Raw genomic sequence first — 15202 nt, 5'->3', positions numbered from 1 at the left:
GTAATGCAGTCTTATTCTATTTCACGCCCATTGGCATTGGTGGCCGCCTTAGTGGCGTTGCAATTAACCGCCTGTAGCCAGCCTAAACCCGTAGCCGTAGTCGAAAATGAAAAGGAATCCTTGCTGCAATTTGATAACGGCAAGCTTATCCAGTTTAAGGAAGAGGCAAATCCGAATTATCGCCATATTCCCTGCGATTTACCTGCAGTCGATACTGTGGTGACCAATAGCACGGCCTTCGCCGCATTAACTAAGTCGGGTGACGTCATCACTTGGGGCGACAGTTTTGCCGGTGGTGATAGCCGCGAGGTGACAGAACAACTTAAGCAAGTAAAGCAAATCGTCCCAGTTAAGGATGGATTTGCCGCGCTGCGCCAAGATGGCGCAGTGGTGTATTGGGGCAATGCGGGCAAGTTGAGTCTGGACAAGGCATTGCAAGCGCGCATGACCAATATCACTAAGTTATTCGCCAACCGAGAGGCCATAGCCGCTCTGGATGCCAATGGCAAAGTACATACTTGGGGTTATGGCCCCTACGGCGGTAATAGTTTGCAGGTGCAGGATGAGTTAGTCGATGTGGTCGATATCTTTGCTAAAGGGCGCAGTTTTGTCGCCCTTAAAAAAGACGGCAGTGCCGTGGTTTGGGGGCAGGTTGAAGAGTCGACCAATATGAAAAAGTTACTCCCGCAGCTTACGGATGTAGCGAAGCTCGAATATTTTCAACACACCTATGCCGCCTTAAAAAAAGATGGCTCAGTGGTGAGTTGGGGCTGGCGCAGTGATACTTATCCTATCCGCAGCGCCCTTAAGGATGTGGTGAGTCTCACTGCAAATAACTGTGCGTTTGCGATTTTAAGCCCAACAGGTGACGCCCATTTTTGGGGCGATGGCATTAACTGTGGCGTCGATTGGATCAAGAAAACCGATATCACAGGGGTGAAGGAGATTATCAGCGTCGGCCCGGGATTCTTGCTACTGCGTGACAATGCTACGCCACAAATTCTCGCCGACGATACGGATTATGCCTATCTGTTTGGGTTTCATGATGCTCAAGAGATCCTCAATAAATATTGGCAGCAAGGTAGCGTGATTACTCGAGGGTCTGCCTCCTTTGTGTTTACGCGTCCCGACGGCAAAGTGGTACCCGTCGGTTATCGGGCAAACCTTAAAAATGTCGAGCAGCTGATCGAGCGCATTCCGCGCCTCACGTGGTTAGCGCAGGCAAATGATGGTTTTGTGGGGATCAGTGAAAAGGGAGAATGGGTCTCTTGGTCGATGAATTTGGGGATGTTTGATAAATCGCCAGTACAACCTGCCGATTCCTTGGTGGTTAAGCCACTGGAATTTACTCCCGCAGCCCAATGTGAGACCCCAGAGCAACGGCAGGCGATTTTGAGTCAGGCAAGGCCGCAGCGGAAAATCAATTGGTCATTTGACTAACTCATTGTTGGGCATGTAGGGCATACCTCAGCTGGTGAAGGTCCATTCACCAGCTTGTTAATCCATCACCGACCCTATCTTTGGCTGCTATTTGCCATTTTACAATTGTTGTGACTGTATAAGTATCATTTTGTTTTGCTTTTTAACTGTTATCTTATTTGCATCTTCGCTAGAATGCTGGATGTTTTCTAAGCAGTTTCATAAATCGTTTTAACATACTCAAACAACCTGAAGATTCTTAAATGGTTATTTTCGTGAGTTTGAGGATGGATTCGATGCCAAGGATGATAATCATGAAATGTATTCCCCATAGTCGGATGGGATTATTGCAGGGCGCAGGCATATTAATGCTGTGCGGCTTGATTGGTTCCGAATCCGTTGAGGCGAAATTGGATATGCCCCTTGTTGAAAGTGGTGCCTCGCATACCCATGTGTTGCCTATCTTTAGCCAGAAATTGGGCTTTAGTCTGCCAACGGGTTGGCGCCAAGCGTACCATGAGGAACGTGCGGGTATGTTTATGGCAGAATTTGTGCCAGAGCAGGAGGCACTTAATCAATGGAGTGCACTGTTTTGTGTGCAAGGCTTTAAGGACATGGCCGAAAGCGTAAGCCCAGAGCAGTTTTTAGATGCGATGGCCGAGACATACCAAGCCTCATGTGATGGCGAGGTGATTTATCAAAAGCTGGGGGATACCCAAGTAGATGGTCACAAAGGTTTTCAGGCTATTCTCGGTTGTACCACTATGCCGAATGTCCATGGCGCGACACAGTTTAATTCGAGTGCTTTTACCTCTCATCCCCAAGGTGAGATTGGTTATTACACTGTAGTGAGTGGAAGTAAGGATTTGTATTTGCTGCATAAGTCAATGCGTGGTGAGGTGTTTCTTGCCGATAAACCTCCATTGCAAGTGGCCAACAGTGCCGATTTTATCTCAGCCTTAGCGCCCTACACTTTAAAGTAGTTGTCAGTCGAGAGACGGATGTTCATGGACTTTCATCCGTATAGACGTCTATAATGCGCGCGCTCAGGCCTGTTATGCCCTGAGCATTATTGGGTGTTAACTGGTTTTTCGCCCTATGAACCTAATTTTTAGTCAACCTTCTGTGGTGCTTGCGATGTATTCGTCGCGAGATAATCGGGAAGCCAGTGAAATTCTGGCACTGCCCCCGCAACGGTAAAAGGTGAGAGACGACCGCATTCGCTAGGTGAGTTCAAGAAGGACCCGATAAGCAATGTGCAAAGGTCAGTTTCGCGTTTATCTCTAGTTGAGATAGACATAGCCTAAGTCCGGAGACCGGCCCTAAAGGTGTTTTTGAGATTTCGGTGGGCAGATCTCAAAATGCGATAGTGACTGTCAGTATTTGTTACTGAATCAACGGTATCGTGGCGTCATTGCCCCGTTTTCCTTGCAGGAGTTAAAGGTAAAATGGGAACACATCCAACAAAAATCGCGCTGCTGATCGGCAGCCTTTGCAGTCTTTCTGTTATCGCGCCTGCCATGGCCGACGATGCAACCAATACCGCCAAAGTCGATGAGCATATCGTCGTGATTGGCCGTTCAGACAAAGCACCCTTAAATATTGCCGCCAATGTGAATGTGATTGATGCCGCTGCGATTGAGCAGAGTGGCGCAACCAGCTTGACCGAAGTGTTACGTGGTCAAAGTGGTATTCAACTATCCGACAATAACATTGGTACTAGCTTTGCGATGCGTGGCTTTAGCGCCAGCTCTGCGGTTAACAACACGCTGATTTTGCTCGATGGTCGCCGCTTAAATAATATCGATATCGCCGCACCTAGCCTGAATGCGATTCCACTCAATTTAATTGAGCGTGTTGAAATTCTATCGGGCAGTGCTGGCGTGCTCTATGGCGACCAAGCGGTAGGCGGGGTGATTAACATTGTGACCAAGTCGCCTGAGAATACGGGCGGCAGCGTGCAATTATCCGGCGGCAGTTTTAATACCTACGAAGGTCGCGGCGATGTGTCTGGCGCCATCAATAAAGATTGGCACTATTTTCTGACTGGTAGCTACAACCAAGGCGATAACTATCGTAAGCATAATGCTAACGAAACGGGTTCTATCCTTGGTCGCATTCAATATAAAACGGCAACTGACTCGTTTTTTGTTGAAACCAGCTATTACGATGATGACCGTGAAAATCCTGGTTCACTGACGGTCGATCAATTCAAGTTCGATCCACGTCAGTCTTTTAATAGCAATCAATATGTCCATGAGATGACCACCGCGGCACGCAGTGGTTATCAGCATCAGCTTAACCAAAACTGGGCCTTGGCGGCGGATCTGGATTACAGCGATACTTCAGTCAGTTCGCTCAATTGGGGTCAGAGCCATAATACTCGCTCGCTGCTGATGTTCAGCCCTAAAGCGCTCGCCAACTACAGTACCCGTCAAGGCGAGCTAAACCTAGTCACAGGTTTGGATATTAGCCGCGGTAAGGCCGAGTTTGACTCTATGGCGCGTAGCAACGTGCAAGAAATGCAAAGTGCTTACCTGCAAGCCACTGTGCCATTAAGCCACACCTTAAGCTATGTGGTGGGCGGACGTTATGCGCGAGTGACCGACGATCTGGTCGATGGCAATGTCTATCCAAACGGCATCGATTTAGATGAAGATGCCAGAGCATTTGAGTTCGGTTTAAATTACCGTCCGAGCGCCGAACACAGATTTTATCTGCGTGGCGATGAAAACTTCCGCTTCGCTAAGGTCGATGAGCAAGCTTACACCCCGAAAGATGTGTATGGCTTAAAGCCGCAGACAGGTCGCTCCTATGAAGCCGGTTGGGATTGGACTGTCGCGAGCCAAAGCCTACGTGTCAGCCTATATCGCCTCGATTTAGAAGATGAAATCGTCTTCGACCCAAGCGCTGAAAAACCTGTTGGTGGCAGCTTCCAAGGCGCTAACGTTAATGCCGATGCTTCACGTCGCTATGGCGCGAGTGCCGATTGGGATTGGCAGGTGACTCAAGCATTGCAATTAGGGTTGGAATATAACTATATTGACGCTGAATTTACCGATGGGGTGAATGATGGCAAGCAATTGTCTTGGGTGGCTGAGCATACGGGACGCGGTTATGTCAGTATGGATGTTGCCGAGCATTTCCAAGTATTCGCTGAAGCCATTTACACAGGCGATCGTTTTATCGAAGGCGATAACGCTAACCAAGGCGATAAATTGGCTAGCTATGTGCTTGGTAATCTTGCCCTGAACTATAGCCGTGATGCTTGGTTAGCGAGCCTGCGTATCGATAACTTGTTTGATAAAGAATATGTTAGTGCTGGTTATTACGGTGGTAACTGGGGTGATGGCTATTACTCTGGCCGAGGCCGTGATATTCGCTTGACTGTGGGTTACCGCTTCTAAGCTGAATTCTAACAATTAAGTGATTTAATACCTTTTAAAGCCAGACTCAGTCTGGCTTTGTTATTTCTGTTGTTTGGCTATGCGCAGAGAAAAATCCATTTTCTCGGTGTATTCTTTATAAGTTCAGCCTATTTTGAGATAGTCTAAGTCGTTGCTTGTGCTGTAAATCGGCCTATCTCAAGCATTGTCACAATTATTCTACGACTTAGGGCTGAAATTCTTTGTAGTTTGGGTATGATGTGAGCGGTATTCGAATCATCTTATAGCAATTTAACAGGTGTAAAGTGTCTTATGACAGATCTTGAGCAACAGGTTTTTACTCAAGTGAGAGCCATCATCTCGAATGAAGAGCAAGTAATTGGCCGCCGTGGGATTTTAATTCCACTCAAAAAGGCGATCCTTGCCGAAGGCGATATTCGAAACGTGATCGATATTATTTCGAGCGATCCCGCATTGGCTGCTCATATGTTGATGCGCAGTAATTCGGCGCAGGCTTCAGGCATAGTCGCTCCAAAATCTCGCTCCTTAAAAGACGCCCTAATCCGTTTAGGCCAAGTGAATATTTATCGCTATGCCTTTACCTTCTATTTGAAAGAACGCCTCGATGAATTGCCCCAACCCTATAAGAAGTTGGTACAAGGTTATTGGAAACTCACGGAAAATATCGCTACCGATGCGGTCGACAGCCTAGTCGATATGCCGGATGTTGAAGTCGACCCCGATGAAGTACAAACCTTGGCGTTGTTTAGCGTGTTCGGGCAAATTATTGCCTTAACGGCCTTTGCTTACTTAAATGCCAGCGCTGAGCAATCTTTCCCGTTAAGCGTGATTAAGTCATTGATTGATAATCAGCAGCAGACCTTAACCATCGAAGCCTTTGAGGCTTTAGATCTCGATCAGGATCTGCGCCAAGAGTTTATGATCGCCCATAATCTGCGTCAGACCCGTAATCAAAATTCTCCCGGGTTAATTCTACGCCGCGTGCTATCGATGCGTGGTTTATTGCTTAATCCGCTCTAAAAACCGCTCATAAAACAAAGCCTGCGATTGCAGGCTTTTTGTTATCAGTTTCAATGCTTAATTGGATTTTTGCTGACGCGCTAAGCCTTCGCTTGCCACCAGTTGCAGCCAATTTTGCACTAAGGCTGAGTTCGCGCTGTGGCGGCGATAGGCGCCAAATAGCGGGCGCTTTAAGCCTTCTTGGCCGAGTTTAACTGAAGCTAAACTCAAGCCATGTCCCTCATTGATAGACCAATTTGGTAAGGCGGCGATACCGTCCTTACAGGCAATCCGCTGCAATAACATCATGGTCAAATCGCAGGTCTTTTGTTCGCCCGCCTCAACACCTGCGGGTTCTAAAAAGTGGCGATAAATATCTAAACGCGCCAGTGGCACTGGGTAGCTGATTATGGGTAAACGAGCCAATTGCTTAGGCGTAACATAGGCTTCTTTCGCTAAGGGATGATCCTTGGCAACCACTAACTTCACTTCAAAATCAAACAAATGCTGATAGGCGAGCGAGTGTCCCGGCACGGGATCCGAGGTCAGCACTATATCCAGTTCGCCCATTTCTAGGGCATTGAGCGAGTCGAATAGATGACGGCTCGACAGATCTAACTCGGCCTGCGGATGATCTTGCCTAAATTGCTCCATCACTGGCATTAACCAGCGAAAACAGCTGTGGCATTCAATCCCCACTCTGAGTTGATTGGTTTCTGTCTCTAGGCCATTTTTCAGATCCGTTTCCGTCTCTAACACCTTAGGCAGGATCTCCTCGGCGAGGTGCAACAGGCGTGCGCCTTCTTGAGTAAAGGAGAGGGGTTTGCTTTTACGCACAAAAATGGGCGAGTTAATTCGTTGCTCTAACTCCTTAATTTGATGGGAGAGAGCCGATTGAGTGACAAAACGTTTTTTGGCTGCGCCCGCCAAGCTGCCACTTTCCTTCAGTGCCATTAAGGTTCGCAGATGTCTTAGTTCGATCATGATCACTCCAAGTGAATTTCGCTCATGTTGTGCTTGAAATCAATTCGGTTGCTGGCATAGAGACTATCACAATAAACTTCTAGACGTCCAGACGCCCATTGTGATTTATCTAGGCTTAAATGCAAAAAGTTGCCAAGAAAACACCATCAGCTGGGTGCTAGTGCCGAATATGGCTTATCTCAAATAAAGGAAGATATGGTATGCAATTAAACAGTCTTGGTTTTCCCCGTATCGGGCGTCGTCGTGAACTGAAATTTGCCCTCGAAAAATACTGGCGTGGTGAGAGCACTCAAGCTGAACTGCATGAGGTGGCTAAGGAGTTACGTCGTACCCATTGGCAATGGCAAGTGGCCGCGGGGATCGAGCAAGTACCAGTGGGGGATTTTGCTTTTTACGATCAAGTGTTAACCCTAAGTGCGACCCTTAACGCCATCCCTGATCGTCACCGCGGCGAGGGCGCTATCGATCTTGATACCTTATTCCGCGTTGCCCGTGGTCGTGCGCCAACGGGCACCGATGCGCCAGCCTCGGAAATGACTAAGTATTTCAACACTAACTATCACTACTTAGTGCCAGAGCTTAAGCAAGACCAAGTGTTCTCTATCGCCTATGAGCAGTTTTTTGATGAAGTGGCCGAGGCACAGGCGCTGGGTTATCAAGCCAAGCCCGTGTTGTTAGGTCCTGTGAGTTACTTGTATCTGGCCAAAACCGTGGGTCAGGATTTCGATAAACTTAGCCTATTGCCCAATCTGTTAAAGGCCTATGCCGACATTCTTGCGCGTTTTGCCGCGCAGGGCGTGACTTGGGTACAGCTTGAAGAACCGATTCTTGCACTCGAATTAACCGCCGATTGGCAAGCAGCGATTAGCGAAGCGTATCAAGCGCTTAAAACGGCTCAAGTGAAGATTTTACTCACTAGCTACTATGGCAGCATTAGTCATCATCAGGCGCTGGTTTCCGCGCTGCCAGTGGCGGGGCTGCACCTCGATTTAGTGACAGCTCCTGAACAATTGGCCTTGTTTGCCAATGCCTTAAGAGCAGATCAAATTCTGTCAGCGGGTGTAGTTAATGGCCGTAACGTGTGGGCGGCAGAGGTTGACCTGATTGTCGAGCGTATCGGCAGTGTTGCCAGAGATTTAGGTGCGCGCCTATGGATTGGCTCTTCCTGTTCACTGCTTCACAGCCCTGTGGATTTAGAGGTGGAGACAACGCTCGCGCCGACGCTGCGCCAGCAGCTTGCGTTTGCTAAGCAAAAGCTGTTGGAACTGGCCAATGTGCGCCAATTGTTGCAGGCCCCGGAGTCTGTCGCGGCCAAAGAGATAGTTAACACTTGTTTGGCACGTCGTGAGGCTAAGGCACAGGCGGCGGATGCAAAAGTCATCGCCCGTGTCGCTGCGCTCACCCAAGCCGACTATGAACGTGTGAGCGAATTTACTGAGCGCCAAGCGGTGCAGCAGCGCAAGTATCGTTTGCCATTACTGCCCACGACCACAATTGGCTCATTCCCACAAACGCCTGCCATTCGAGGTTTACGTAGCCGCTGGCGCAAAGGGGAACTAAGCGATGCCCAATATACTGAGCAGTTGCAGCAAGTAACCCGCGATACCATAGACCGTCAACTTAAACTCGGTATCGATGTGCTGGTACACGGTGAGGCCGAGCGTAATGACATGGTGGAATACTTCGGCGAGCAGCTCGAGGGCGTGGGCTTTACCAAAAATGGTTGGGTACAGAGTTATGGTTCTCGCTGTGTTAAGCCGCCCTTGATTTATGGTGATGTGAGCCGCCCGAAAGCCATGACGGTTGATTGGGCTGTATTTGCCCAAAGCCTGACGGACAAACCGGTCAAAGGCATGTTAACGGGCCCGGTGACGATTCTACATTGGTCGTTTGCCCGTGAAGATATCAGCCGCGATACCATTGCCACCCAATTGGCGCTGGCTATCCGTGATGAAGTGGTGGATTTACAAAATGCGGGCATCGGCATTATTCAAATTGATGAGCCAGCCTTCCGCGAAGGTCTGCCATTAAAGCAAAGCGAGTGGCAAGCTTACTTAGATTGGGCGGTTAATGCCTTTAAACTGAGTGCAGCGGGTGTTGTGGATGAAACCCAAATCCACACCCATATGTGCTACAGCGAGTTTAACGACACTATCGCAGCCATTGCCGCTATGGATGCGGATGTGATCACCATCGAGACCTCACGTTCACGTATGGAACTGCTCAACGCCTTTGAAGATTTTGAATATCCAAATGAAATTGGCCCAGGCGTTTACGATATCCACTCGCCAAATACCCCAAGTGTGGAGGCCATGGTGCACCTTATCGAGAAAGCGGCGCAAAAAGTGCCAGTGCGCCAACTCTGGGTTAACCCCGATTGTGGCCTTAAGACCCGCACTTGGGATGAGGTTGAGCCCGCGCTGAAGAACATGGTCGATGCGACCCGCGAATTGCGTCGCCGCCTTGGCTAAGCGCGTGTAATATCCGCAATAAATGCCTCTTTGGCATAGTGTAATAAAAACAGGGATACCTAAGGTATCCCTGTTTTTATTGGTGATTTGCAAAGGCATATTGGAATGCCCGCTTGAACCTACTGTTAAATGGCGCTTATTTGTTAAACAGCGCTTATTCACTGAATGGTGCTTATTCGTTAAACATCATCTCGGGGACATGCTCAGGTACCACCAATTCGCCAGCGGTGAGCTTGATAATCTCTTCGATACTCACGCCGGGCGCACGTTCGAGCAGATGGAACTTGCCTTCTTTTATTTCGATAAAGGCCAGATCCGTCAGCACTTTTTTGATACAGCCCTTACCCGTTAGCGGCAGGGTGCACTCGGTTAATAGCTTAGATTCACCGTGTTTTGAGGCGTGGGTCATGGTCACGATAATATTGTCGGCGCCAGCGACAAGATCCATGGCGCCGCCCATGCCCTTAATCAGTTTGCCCGGGATCATATAGGAGGCGATATTGCCCTGAGTGTCGACCTCAAAGGCGCCTAATACGGTGAGATCCACATGGCCGCCGCGGATCATCGCAAAGGACTCGGCCGAGTCGAAGAGGGCGGCGCCCCTTGCCATAGTCACTGTCTGCTTGCCGGCATTGATTAAGTCGGCATCGACCTCTTCCATCGTCGGAAAAGGCCCCATCCCTAACAGGCCATTTTCGGATTGCAGCATCACTTCAATGCCTTCGGGAATATAGTTGGCCACCAGTGTGGGGATACCAATGCCGAGATTCACGTAATAGCCATCTTTGAGTTCTTGGGCGACGCGCTGGGCGAGTTGTTCTCTTGAAAGTGCCATAACCAAATCCTATTTGCTGGAGGGGCGGGTGGTTAGTTGTTCGATACGTTTCTCAAAGCTGCCTTGGATAAGTCGGTCGACATAGATGCCGGGCGTATGGATTTCATCGGGATCTAATTGACCCGGCTCGACAATTTCCTCCACCTCCACCACGGTTATCTTGCCCGCTGTGGCGGCAAGGGGATTGAAGTTACGGGCAGTTTTGCGAAAGACTAAATTACCGAAGGTGTCGGCCTTCCAGGCTTTGACTATGGCAAAGTCGCCTGTAATGGACTTTTCAAGAATATAATGGCGACCATTGAATTCTTTGACTTCTTTACCTATTGCCACGTCAGTGCCATAGCCTGTTGCGGTATAAAAAGCCGGGATGCCCGCGCCAGCCGCCCGCATTTTTTCCGCTAACGTGCCCTGCGGCGTGAGTTCGACTTCCAGTTCGCCAGACATCATCTGCGCCTCGAAGTTGGCATTCTCGCCCACATAGGAGGCGATCATTTTTTTGATCTGTTTATCGAGCAGTAAGATGCCAAGCCCGTATTCCGTGGTACCGCAGTTATTGGAGACGACGGTCAGGTTTTTTGTGCCCTTGTGTTTGATTTCTTTGATGAGATTTTCAGGAATACCGCAAAGGCCAAAGCCGCCCGCGATCACCGTCATCCCATCTTCGAGTCCCGCTAACGCATCGGCGTAGCTGGTAACCACCTTATTCAATCCAGACATGGAGTGCTCTCTTACGCTTGCTGAAAGTGTGGCGCTTACTATTACCCAATTTTTCGGGCGCTCCTATGGTACTAAGGTGCCAAATAAAAACGCGGCCAATTGCCATATTCTAATGGCATTGAGTCTGGGGCATTGAGGATGTGCACCCCGCCATGCCTGTGTTCAAGGCATGGCTAAAGGACTGTGACTGGATTTTAAAGCATCGGGAGACAAGCAATATGGCGGTTGAACACTCAAGCTTAAAGGGCAAGGTAGGGCTGATCACCGGTTCCACCAGTGGAATAGGTTTAGCAACGGCCCATGTGCTGGCGGAGCAAGGTTGTCATCTGATCCTGCACGGGTTAATGCCAGAGGCCGAGGGGCGGCGCCTCGCGGCGGAGTTTGCCGAGCAATATCATATTCACACTTTCTTCAGTAATGCCGATCTGCGGGATCCCGAGAGCATTCATGCCTTTATGAATGCGGGTGTTAAGGCATTGGGTAGTATTGATATTTTGGTGAATAACGCCGGTATTCAATACACTGAAAATGTCGCGCATTTCCCGATTGATAAATGGAACGACATTATCGCCATTAACCTATCCTCGGCCTTTCATACCATTCAACAAGCCGTGCCTGCGATGGCCGAAAAGCGCTGGGGCCGCATTATCAATATCGCCTCGGTGCATGGCTTAGTGGCCTCGGTCAACAAGGCGGCCTATTGTGCGGCTAAACACGGGATTGTCGGATTAACCAAAGTCGTGGCTATTGAGTGCGCCGAGCAGGGGATTACCGTCAATGCTATTTGCCCTGGCTGGGTGGATACGCCGCTGATCAACAAGCAGATTGAGGCTATCGCCAGCAATAAGGGTTTAAGTTACGACGAGGCTAAGTACCAGCTCGTCACGGCAAAACAACCCCTGCCAGAGATGCTCGACCCACGTCAGATTGGCGAGTTTGTGCTGTTTTTATGTAGCAATGCGGCGCGGGGAATTACGGGCGCCTCGCTGGCCATGGACGGCGCCTGGACCGCGCAATAGTTTTGTATTGACTGCGACAGTCCAACATTCATTTTCACTTGCTTGTTAAGAATTAAGTAACAAAGGCGAACCTTATGGTTCGCCTTTTTGCATTGGCTTGGGTGGATGTGTGGGAGCAGCTACTGACAGCAAATAGCGCATTATCCTGTAAATTCTCAGCAATGCCCTGCATAGCACTATTCAGCGAAAGCCGTCTTAAATGATAAGATAGGCGCCAGAATTTTTATCAGGTGAAAACTCACCTAGTGAAGACGTGGCAATTTTGACCTAACGCGCCGCGTGATGAATGCGGTTATTCGATGTATTTATTTGATTATGTTAGGTGTATTTCTATTCTGTCGTCCTAAATGGGGCGTACACCCTTATAGATTTGAGCATTACTGGAGACAAAACTCATGACAAACGCGAATGTGGATGCCACGCAGTTAACGACTAAGCCATCACAAGATGGTTTTTATATGCCCGCCGAATGGGCGGCGCAGCAAGCCGTATGGATGATTTGGCCATATCGTCCTGATAACTGGCGCTCTGCAGGTGCTTATGCTCAAGCGACCTTTGCTAAGGTGGCCGATGCCATTGGTGGGGCAACTCCCGTTTATATGGGTGTACCTCAAGCCTTTTTAGCACAAGCTCAAAAAGTGATGCCTTCCCACGTGACTCTAGTCGAAATCGACAGCAACGACTGCTGGGCTCGCGATACAGGACCTACTGTGGTGGTTAATGCCGAGGGCGAATGCCGTGGTGTGGATTGGGGCTTCAATGCTTGGGGTGGTCACAACGGTGGTCTGTATTTCCCATGGGATAAAGACGAACAGGTTGCCGCACAAATGCTCAAGCAACATGGTTTTGCCCGTTATAGTGCGCCGCTGATCCTCGAAGGTGGCTCCATCCATGTTGATGGTGAAGGCACCTGTATGACCACGGCCGAATGTTTACTGAACGCCAACCGTAACCCAGACCTGACGAAAGAGCAGATCGAAGCTTTACTGCGTGACTATTTGAATGTTAAGCAGTTTATCTGGTTGGAAGCGGGCGTTTATATGGACGAAACCGACGGCCATATCGACAACATGTGTTGTTTCGCGCGCCCAGGCGAAGTAATCCTGCACTGGACCGACGATGAAACCGATCCACAATACCCACGCTCAAAAGCTGCGCTGGACGTGTTGCAAAACACAGTTGACGCCCAAGGTCGCAAGTTAAAAATTCACCTGCTGCCACAACCGGGTCCACTGTATTGCACCGAAGAAGAATCAAGAGGCGTGACAGAAGGCACTGGCGTACCACGCACTGCGGGCGAGCGCTTAGCGGGTTCTTATGTGAACTTTTTAATCACCAACGATCGTATCGTCTTCCCACTGCTTGACCCTGCCACCGACGATATCGCTGCGCAAAAACTGCAGGAAATTTTCCCTGAGCACAAGATTGTGGGTGTGCCTGCGCGGGAGATTTTATTAGGTGGCGGCAATATCCATTGTATTACCCAGCAGATCCCTTCTGGAAAGTAAGTACACCAAGGAGAACAGTATGACGCTTGATGTCACTGTTATTGCACCACAATTGGCTTTCTGCGGGAGGGCGTAAGATGTTTGAAGTGACTGAAGTTTCCATTGCCGAGTTGCGTGAAGCGCTCGAATCTGGCCGCACGACTGCGGTTGAGTTGGTGAAATCCTATTTGGCTCGAGTGGCGGCTTACGATGGTCCTGCCACTGAGACAAAGCTGAATGCGTTAGTGGTGCACAATCCCGATGCGCTCAAAGAAGCCGAGGCTTCCGATGCGCGCCGTGCCCGTGGCGAAACCTTAAGCCCGCTCGATGGTATTCCTTACACCGCTAAGGACAGTTATTTAGTGAAGGGGATGACGGCGGCGTCTGGCAGCCCAGCATTTAAAGATTTAGTGGCCCAGTACGATGCCTTTGCCGTCGAGCGCCTACGCGCCGCGGGTGCTATTTGCTTAGGCAAAACCAATATGCCACCGATGGCGAATGGCGGCATGCAGCGTGGTCACTATGGCCGCGCCGAAAGCCCCTACAATGCGAACTATCTGACGGCGCCCTTTGCCTCGGGCTCATCCAACGGAGCGGGCACAGGAACGGCGGCAAGCTACTCGGCGTTCGGTCTTGCCGAAGAGACTTGGTCGAGTGGCCGTGGCCCCGCGTCCAACAACGGTTTGTGTGCCTATACGCCGTCTCGCGGCGTGATTTCGGTGCGCGGCAACTGGCCATTAACCCCAACCATGGACGTGGTCGTGCCTTATACCCGCACTATGGCGGATATGCTCGAAGTGCTCGATGTGATTGTGGCCGATGACCCTATCACCCGTGGCGACCTCTGGCGCCTGCAACCTTGGGTTCAAATCCCTAAAGCGTCTAGCGTTCGCCCAGAATCCTATCTGGCACTCGCCGCTAGCGCCGACACCCTTAAGGGGAAGCGTTTTGGCGTACCACGCATGTACATCAACAAAGATGAACTCGCGGGTACCAGCGAAAACCCAGGTATCGGTGGGCCAACGGGACAACGTATCCATACTCGCCAATCGGTTATCGATTTGTGGGAAGCGGCGCGTAAAGCCCTAGAAGCCGCTGGTGCGGAAGTGATTGAAGTCGATTTTCCGCTGGTGTCTAACTGCGAAGGCGACCGCCCCGGCGCGCCGACCGTGTTTAACCGTGGCATAGTGACGCCCCAATTCCTCCATGATGAATTATGGGAGCTTTCGGGTTGGGCGTTCGATGAATTCCTGCGGGCGAACAACGACCCTAAACTCAACAAGCTTGAAGATGTGGTGGGACATTTGATATTCCCCCATGACCTCGGCACCTTGCCAAACCGTGAGGGTGATTTAGCGGCAGGTATGGAAGAGTATGTCAACATGGCTAAGCGTGGCCTTAAATCCTTCGACCAGATCGACAGTATTCCCGATGGTCTGCGTGGTTTAGAGAAGACCCGTAAGCTGGATCTCGAAGACTGGATGGACGGACTTAAGCTAGATGCCGTGCTGTTCCCGACTGTGGCCGATGTCGGCCCCGCCGATGCCCATGTGAATCCGGCCTCCGCCGATATCGCTTGGAGCAACGGGGTTTGGGTGGCAAACGGTAACCTTGCAATTCGCCATTTAGGCGTGCCGACTGTCACTGTGCCTATGGGCGTAATGGCCGATATTGGCATGCCAGTAGGATTAACCTTCGCGGGCCGAGCCTACGATGATAACAATCTGCTGAAGTTTGCCGGCGCGTTCGAGTCGACGGGCAATAAGCGTATGATTCCGCCGCGTACACCGCCGCTGAGTCAATAAGCTCTAAGCCGTAAGACTGAGAAATACAAAACGGGATGGGTAACAATACCCATCCCGTT

At 50.1% G+C, this 15202-nt stretch carries 11 protein-coding genes and 1 riboswitch; of the genes, 8 read left to right on the top strand and 3 right to left on the bottom strand.

Translation table 11 applies throughout. The annotated features are described in order from the left end of the window. Nucleotides 1-3: 3 nt before the first annotated feature. The 4 genes from SHD_RS18935 to SHD_RS18920 all read left to right on the top strand — a co-directional run bounded on the left by SHD_RS18935 (nt 4) and on the right by SHD_RS18920 (nt 5846). The gene (locus SHD_RS18935; RefSeq protein WP_023268604.1) at nt 4-1440 is read left to right on the top strand and encodes an RCC1 domain-containing protein; all 1437 of its coding nucleotides are present in this window, start codon (nt 4-6) and stop codon (nt 1438-1440) included. Between the two features lie 293 nt (nt 1441-1733). Then, nucleotides 1734-2402, top strand: a complete 669-nt coding sequence (locus SHD_RS18930) for a hypothetical protein (RefSeq protein WP_039978718.1) — start codon at nt 1734-1736, stop codon at nt 2400-2402. A 126-nt stretch (nt 2403-2528) separates the two neighbouring features. After that, nucleotides 2529-2758, top strand: a riboswitch (cobalamin riboswitch). A gap of 109 nt (nt 2759-2867) precedes the next feature. Continuing rightward, nucleotides 2868-4826, top strand: a complete 1959-nt coding sequence (locus SHD_RS18925) for a TonB-dependent receptor (RefSeq protein ID WP_023268602.1) — start codon at nt 2868-2870, stop codon at nt 4824-4826. 291 nt (nt 4827-5117) lie between these two features. Continuing rightward, nucleotides 5118-5846 (top strand): HDOD domain-containing protein, encoded by a 729-nt coding sequence (locus tag SHD_RS18920; protein WP_023268601.1) that lies wholly within the window; start codon nt 5118-5120, stop codon nt 5844-5846. Between the two features lie 57 nt (nt 5847-5903). Here SHD_RS18920 and SHD_RS18915 read toward each other — a convergent pair whose 3' ends face one another. Beyond that, nucleotides 5904-6809, bottom strand: a complete 906-nt coding sequence (locus SHD_RS18915; protein ID WP_011624035.1) for a LysR family transcriptional regulator — start codon at nt 6807-6809, stop codon at nt 5904-5906. A 200-nt stretch (nt 6810-7009) separates the two neighbouring features. Between SHD_RS18915 and metE the strand changes: the two genes are divergently transcribed. Beyond that, complete coding sequence (metE, locus tag SHD_RS18910) at nt 7010-9280, top strand: 5-methyltetrahydropteroyltriglutamate--homocysteine S-methyltransferase (RefSeq protein ID WP_023268599.1); 2271 nt, start codon at nt 7010-7012, stop codon at nt 9278-9280. 172 nt (nt 9281-9452) lie between these two features. Here the strand turns inward: metE and SHD_RS18905 are convergent, their stop codons facing one another. Beyond that, nucleotides 9453-10115: a 3-oxoacid CoA-transferase subunit B gene (locus tag SHD_RS18905; protein WP_023268598.1), complete on the bottom strand. Its 663-nt coding sequence runs from the start codon at nt 10113-10115 to the stop codon at nt 9453-9455. 9 nt (nt 10116-10124) lie between these two features. Next, nucleotides 10125-10832 (bottom strand): CoA transferase subunit A, encoded by a 708-nt coding sequence (locus tag SHD_RS18900; RefSeq protein WP_023268597.1) that lies wholly within the window; start codon nt 10830-10832, stop codon nt 10125-10127. Nucleotides 10833-10972: 140 nt separating this feature from the next. Here SHD_RS18900 and SHD_RS18895 point away from each other — a divergent pair, with 140 nt between their 5' ends. The 3 genes from SHD_RS18895 (at nt 10973) to SHD_RS18885 (ending at nt 15143) form a co-directional block, all read left to right on the top strand. Continuing rightward, nucleotides 10973-11851 (top strand): 3-hydroxybutyrate dehydrogenase, encoded by an 879-nt coding sequence (locus SHD_RS18895; RefSeq protein ID WP_039978715.1) that lies wholly within the window; start codon nt 10973-10975, stop codon nt 11849-11851. Between the two features lie 395 nt (nt 11852-12246). After that, on the top strand, nt 12247-13359 hold the full coding sequence (gene aguA, locus SHD_RS18890) for an agmatine deiminase (protein WP_023268595.1): 1113 nt from the start codon (nt 12247-12249) through the stop codon (nt 13357-13359). Between the two features lie 77 nt (nt 13360-13436). Next, nucleotides 13437-15143, top strand: coding sequence for an amidase (locus SHD_RS18885; RefSeq protein ID WP_023268594.1), 1707 nt, complete (start codon nt 13437-13439; stop codon nt 15141-15143). The last annotated feature ends 59 nt before the right edge of the window (nt 15144-15202 follow it).

Origin of the sequence: Shewanella decolorationis S12 (genome assembly GCF_000485795.1) — a bacterium.
In the GTDB taxonomy this organism is placed as follows: Bacteria; Pseudomonadota; Gammaproteobacteria; order Enterobacterales; family Shewanellaceae; genus Shewanella; species Shewanella decolorationis.
Note: the sequence above shows the minus strand (reverse complement) of the source record. Positions and strands in the feature narration are given on the sequence as shown.

Excerpts from the sequence above, each read along its gene's own strand:
- metE (WP_023268599.1), top strand. The coding sequence starts at position 7,010 with ATGCAATTAAACAGTCTTGGTTTTCCCCGTATCGGGCGTCGTCGTGAA.
- SHD_RS18930 (WP_039978718.1), top strand. The coding sequence starts at position 1,734 with ATGAAATGTATTCCCCATAGTCGGATGGGATTATTGCAGGGCGCAGGC.
- SHD_RS18905 (WP_023268598.1), bottom strand. The coding sequence starts at position 10,115 with ATGGCACTTTCAAGAGAACAACTCGCCCAGCGCGTCGCCCAAGAACTC.
- SHD_RS18915 (WP_011624035.1), bottom strand. The coding sequence starts at position 6,809 with ATGATCGAACTAAGACATCTGCGAACCTTAATGGCACTGAAGGAAAGT.
- SHD_RS18920 (WP_023268601.1), top strand. The coding sequence starts at position 5,118 with ATGACAGATCTTGAGCAACAGGTTTTTACTCAAGTGAGAGCCATCATC.
- aguA (WP_023268595.1), top strand. The coding sequence starts at position 12,247 with ATGACAAACGCGAATGTGGATGCCACGCAGTTAACGACTAAGCCATCA.
- SHD_RS18925 (WP_023268602.1), top strand. The coding sequence starts at position 2,868 with ATGGGAACACATCCAACAAAAATCGCGCTGCTGATCGGCAGCCTTTGC.
- SHD_RS18885 (WP_023268594.1), top strand. The coding sequence starts at position 13,437 with ATGTTTGAAGTGACTGAAGTTTCCATTGCCGAGTTGCGTGAAGCGCTC.
- SHD_RS18900 (WP_023268597.1), bottom strand. The coding sequence starts at position 10,832 with ATGTCTGGATTGAATAAGGTGGTTACCAGCTACGCCGATGCGTTAGCG.
- SHD_RS18935 (WP_023268604.1), top strand. The coding sequence starts at position 4 with ATGCAGTCTTATTCTATTTCACGCCCATTGGCATTGGTGGCCGCCTTA.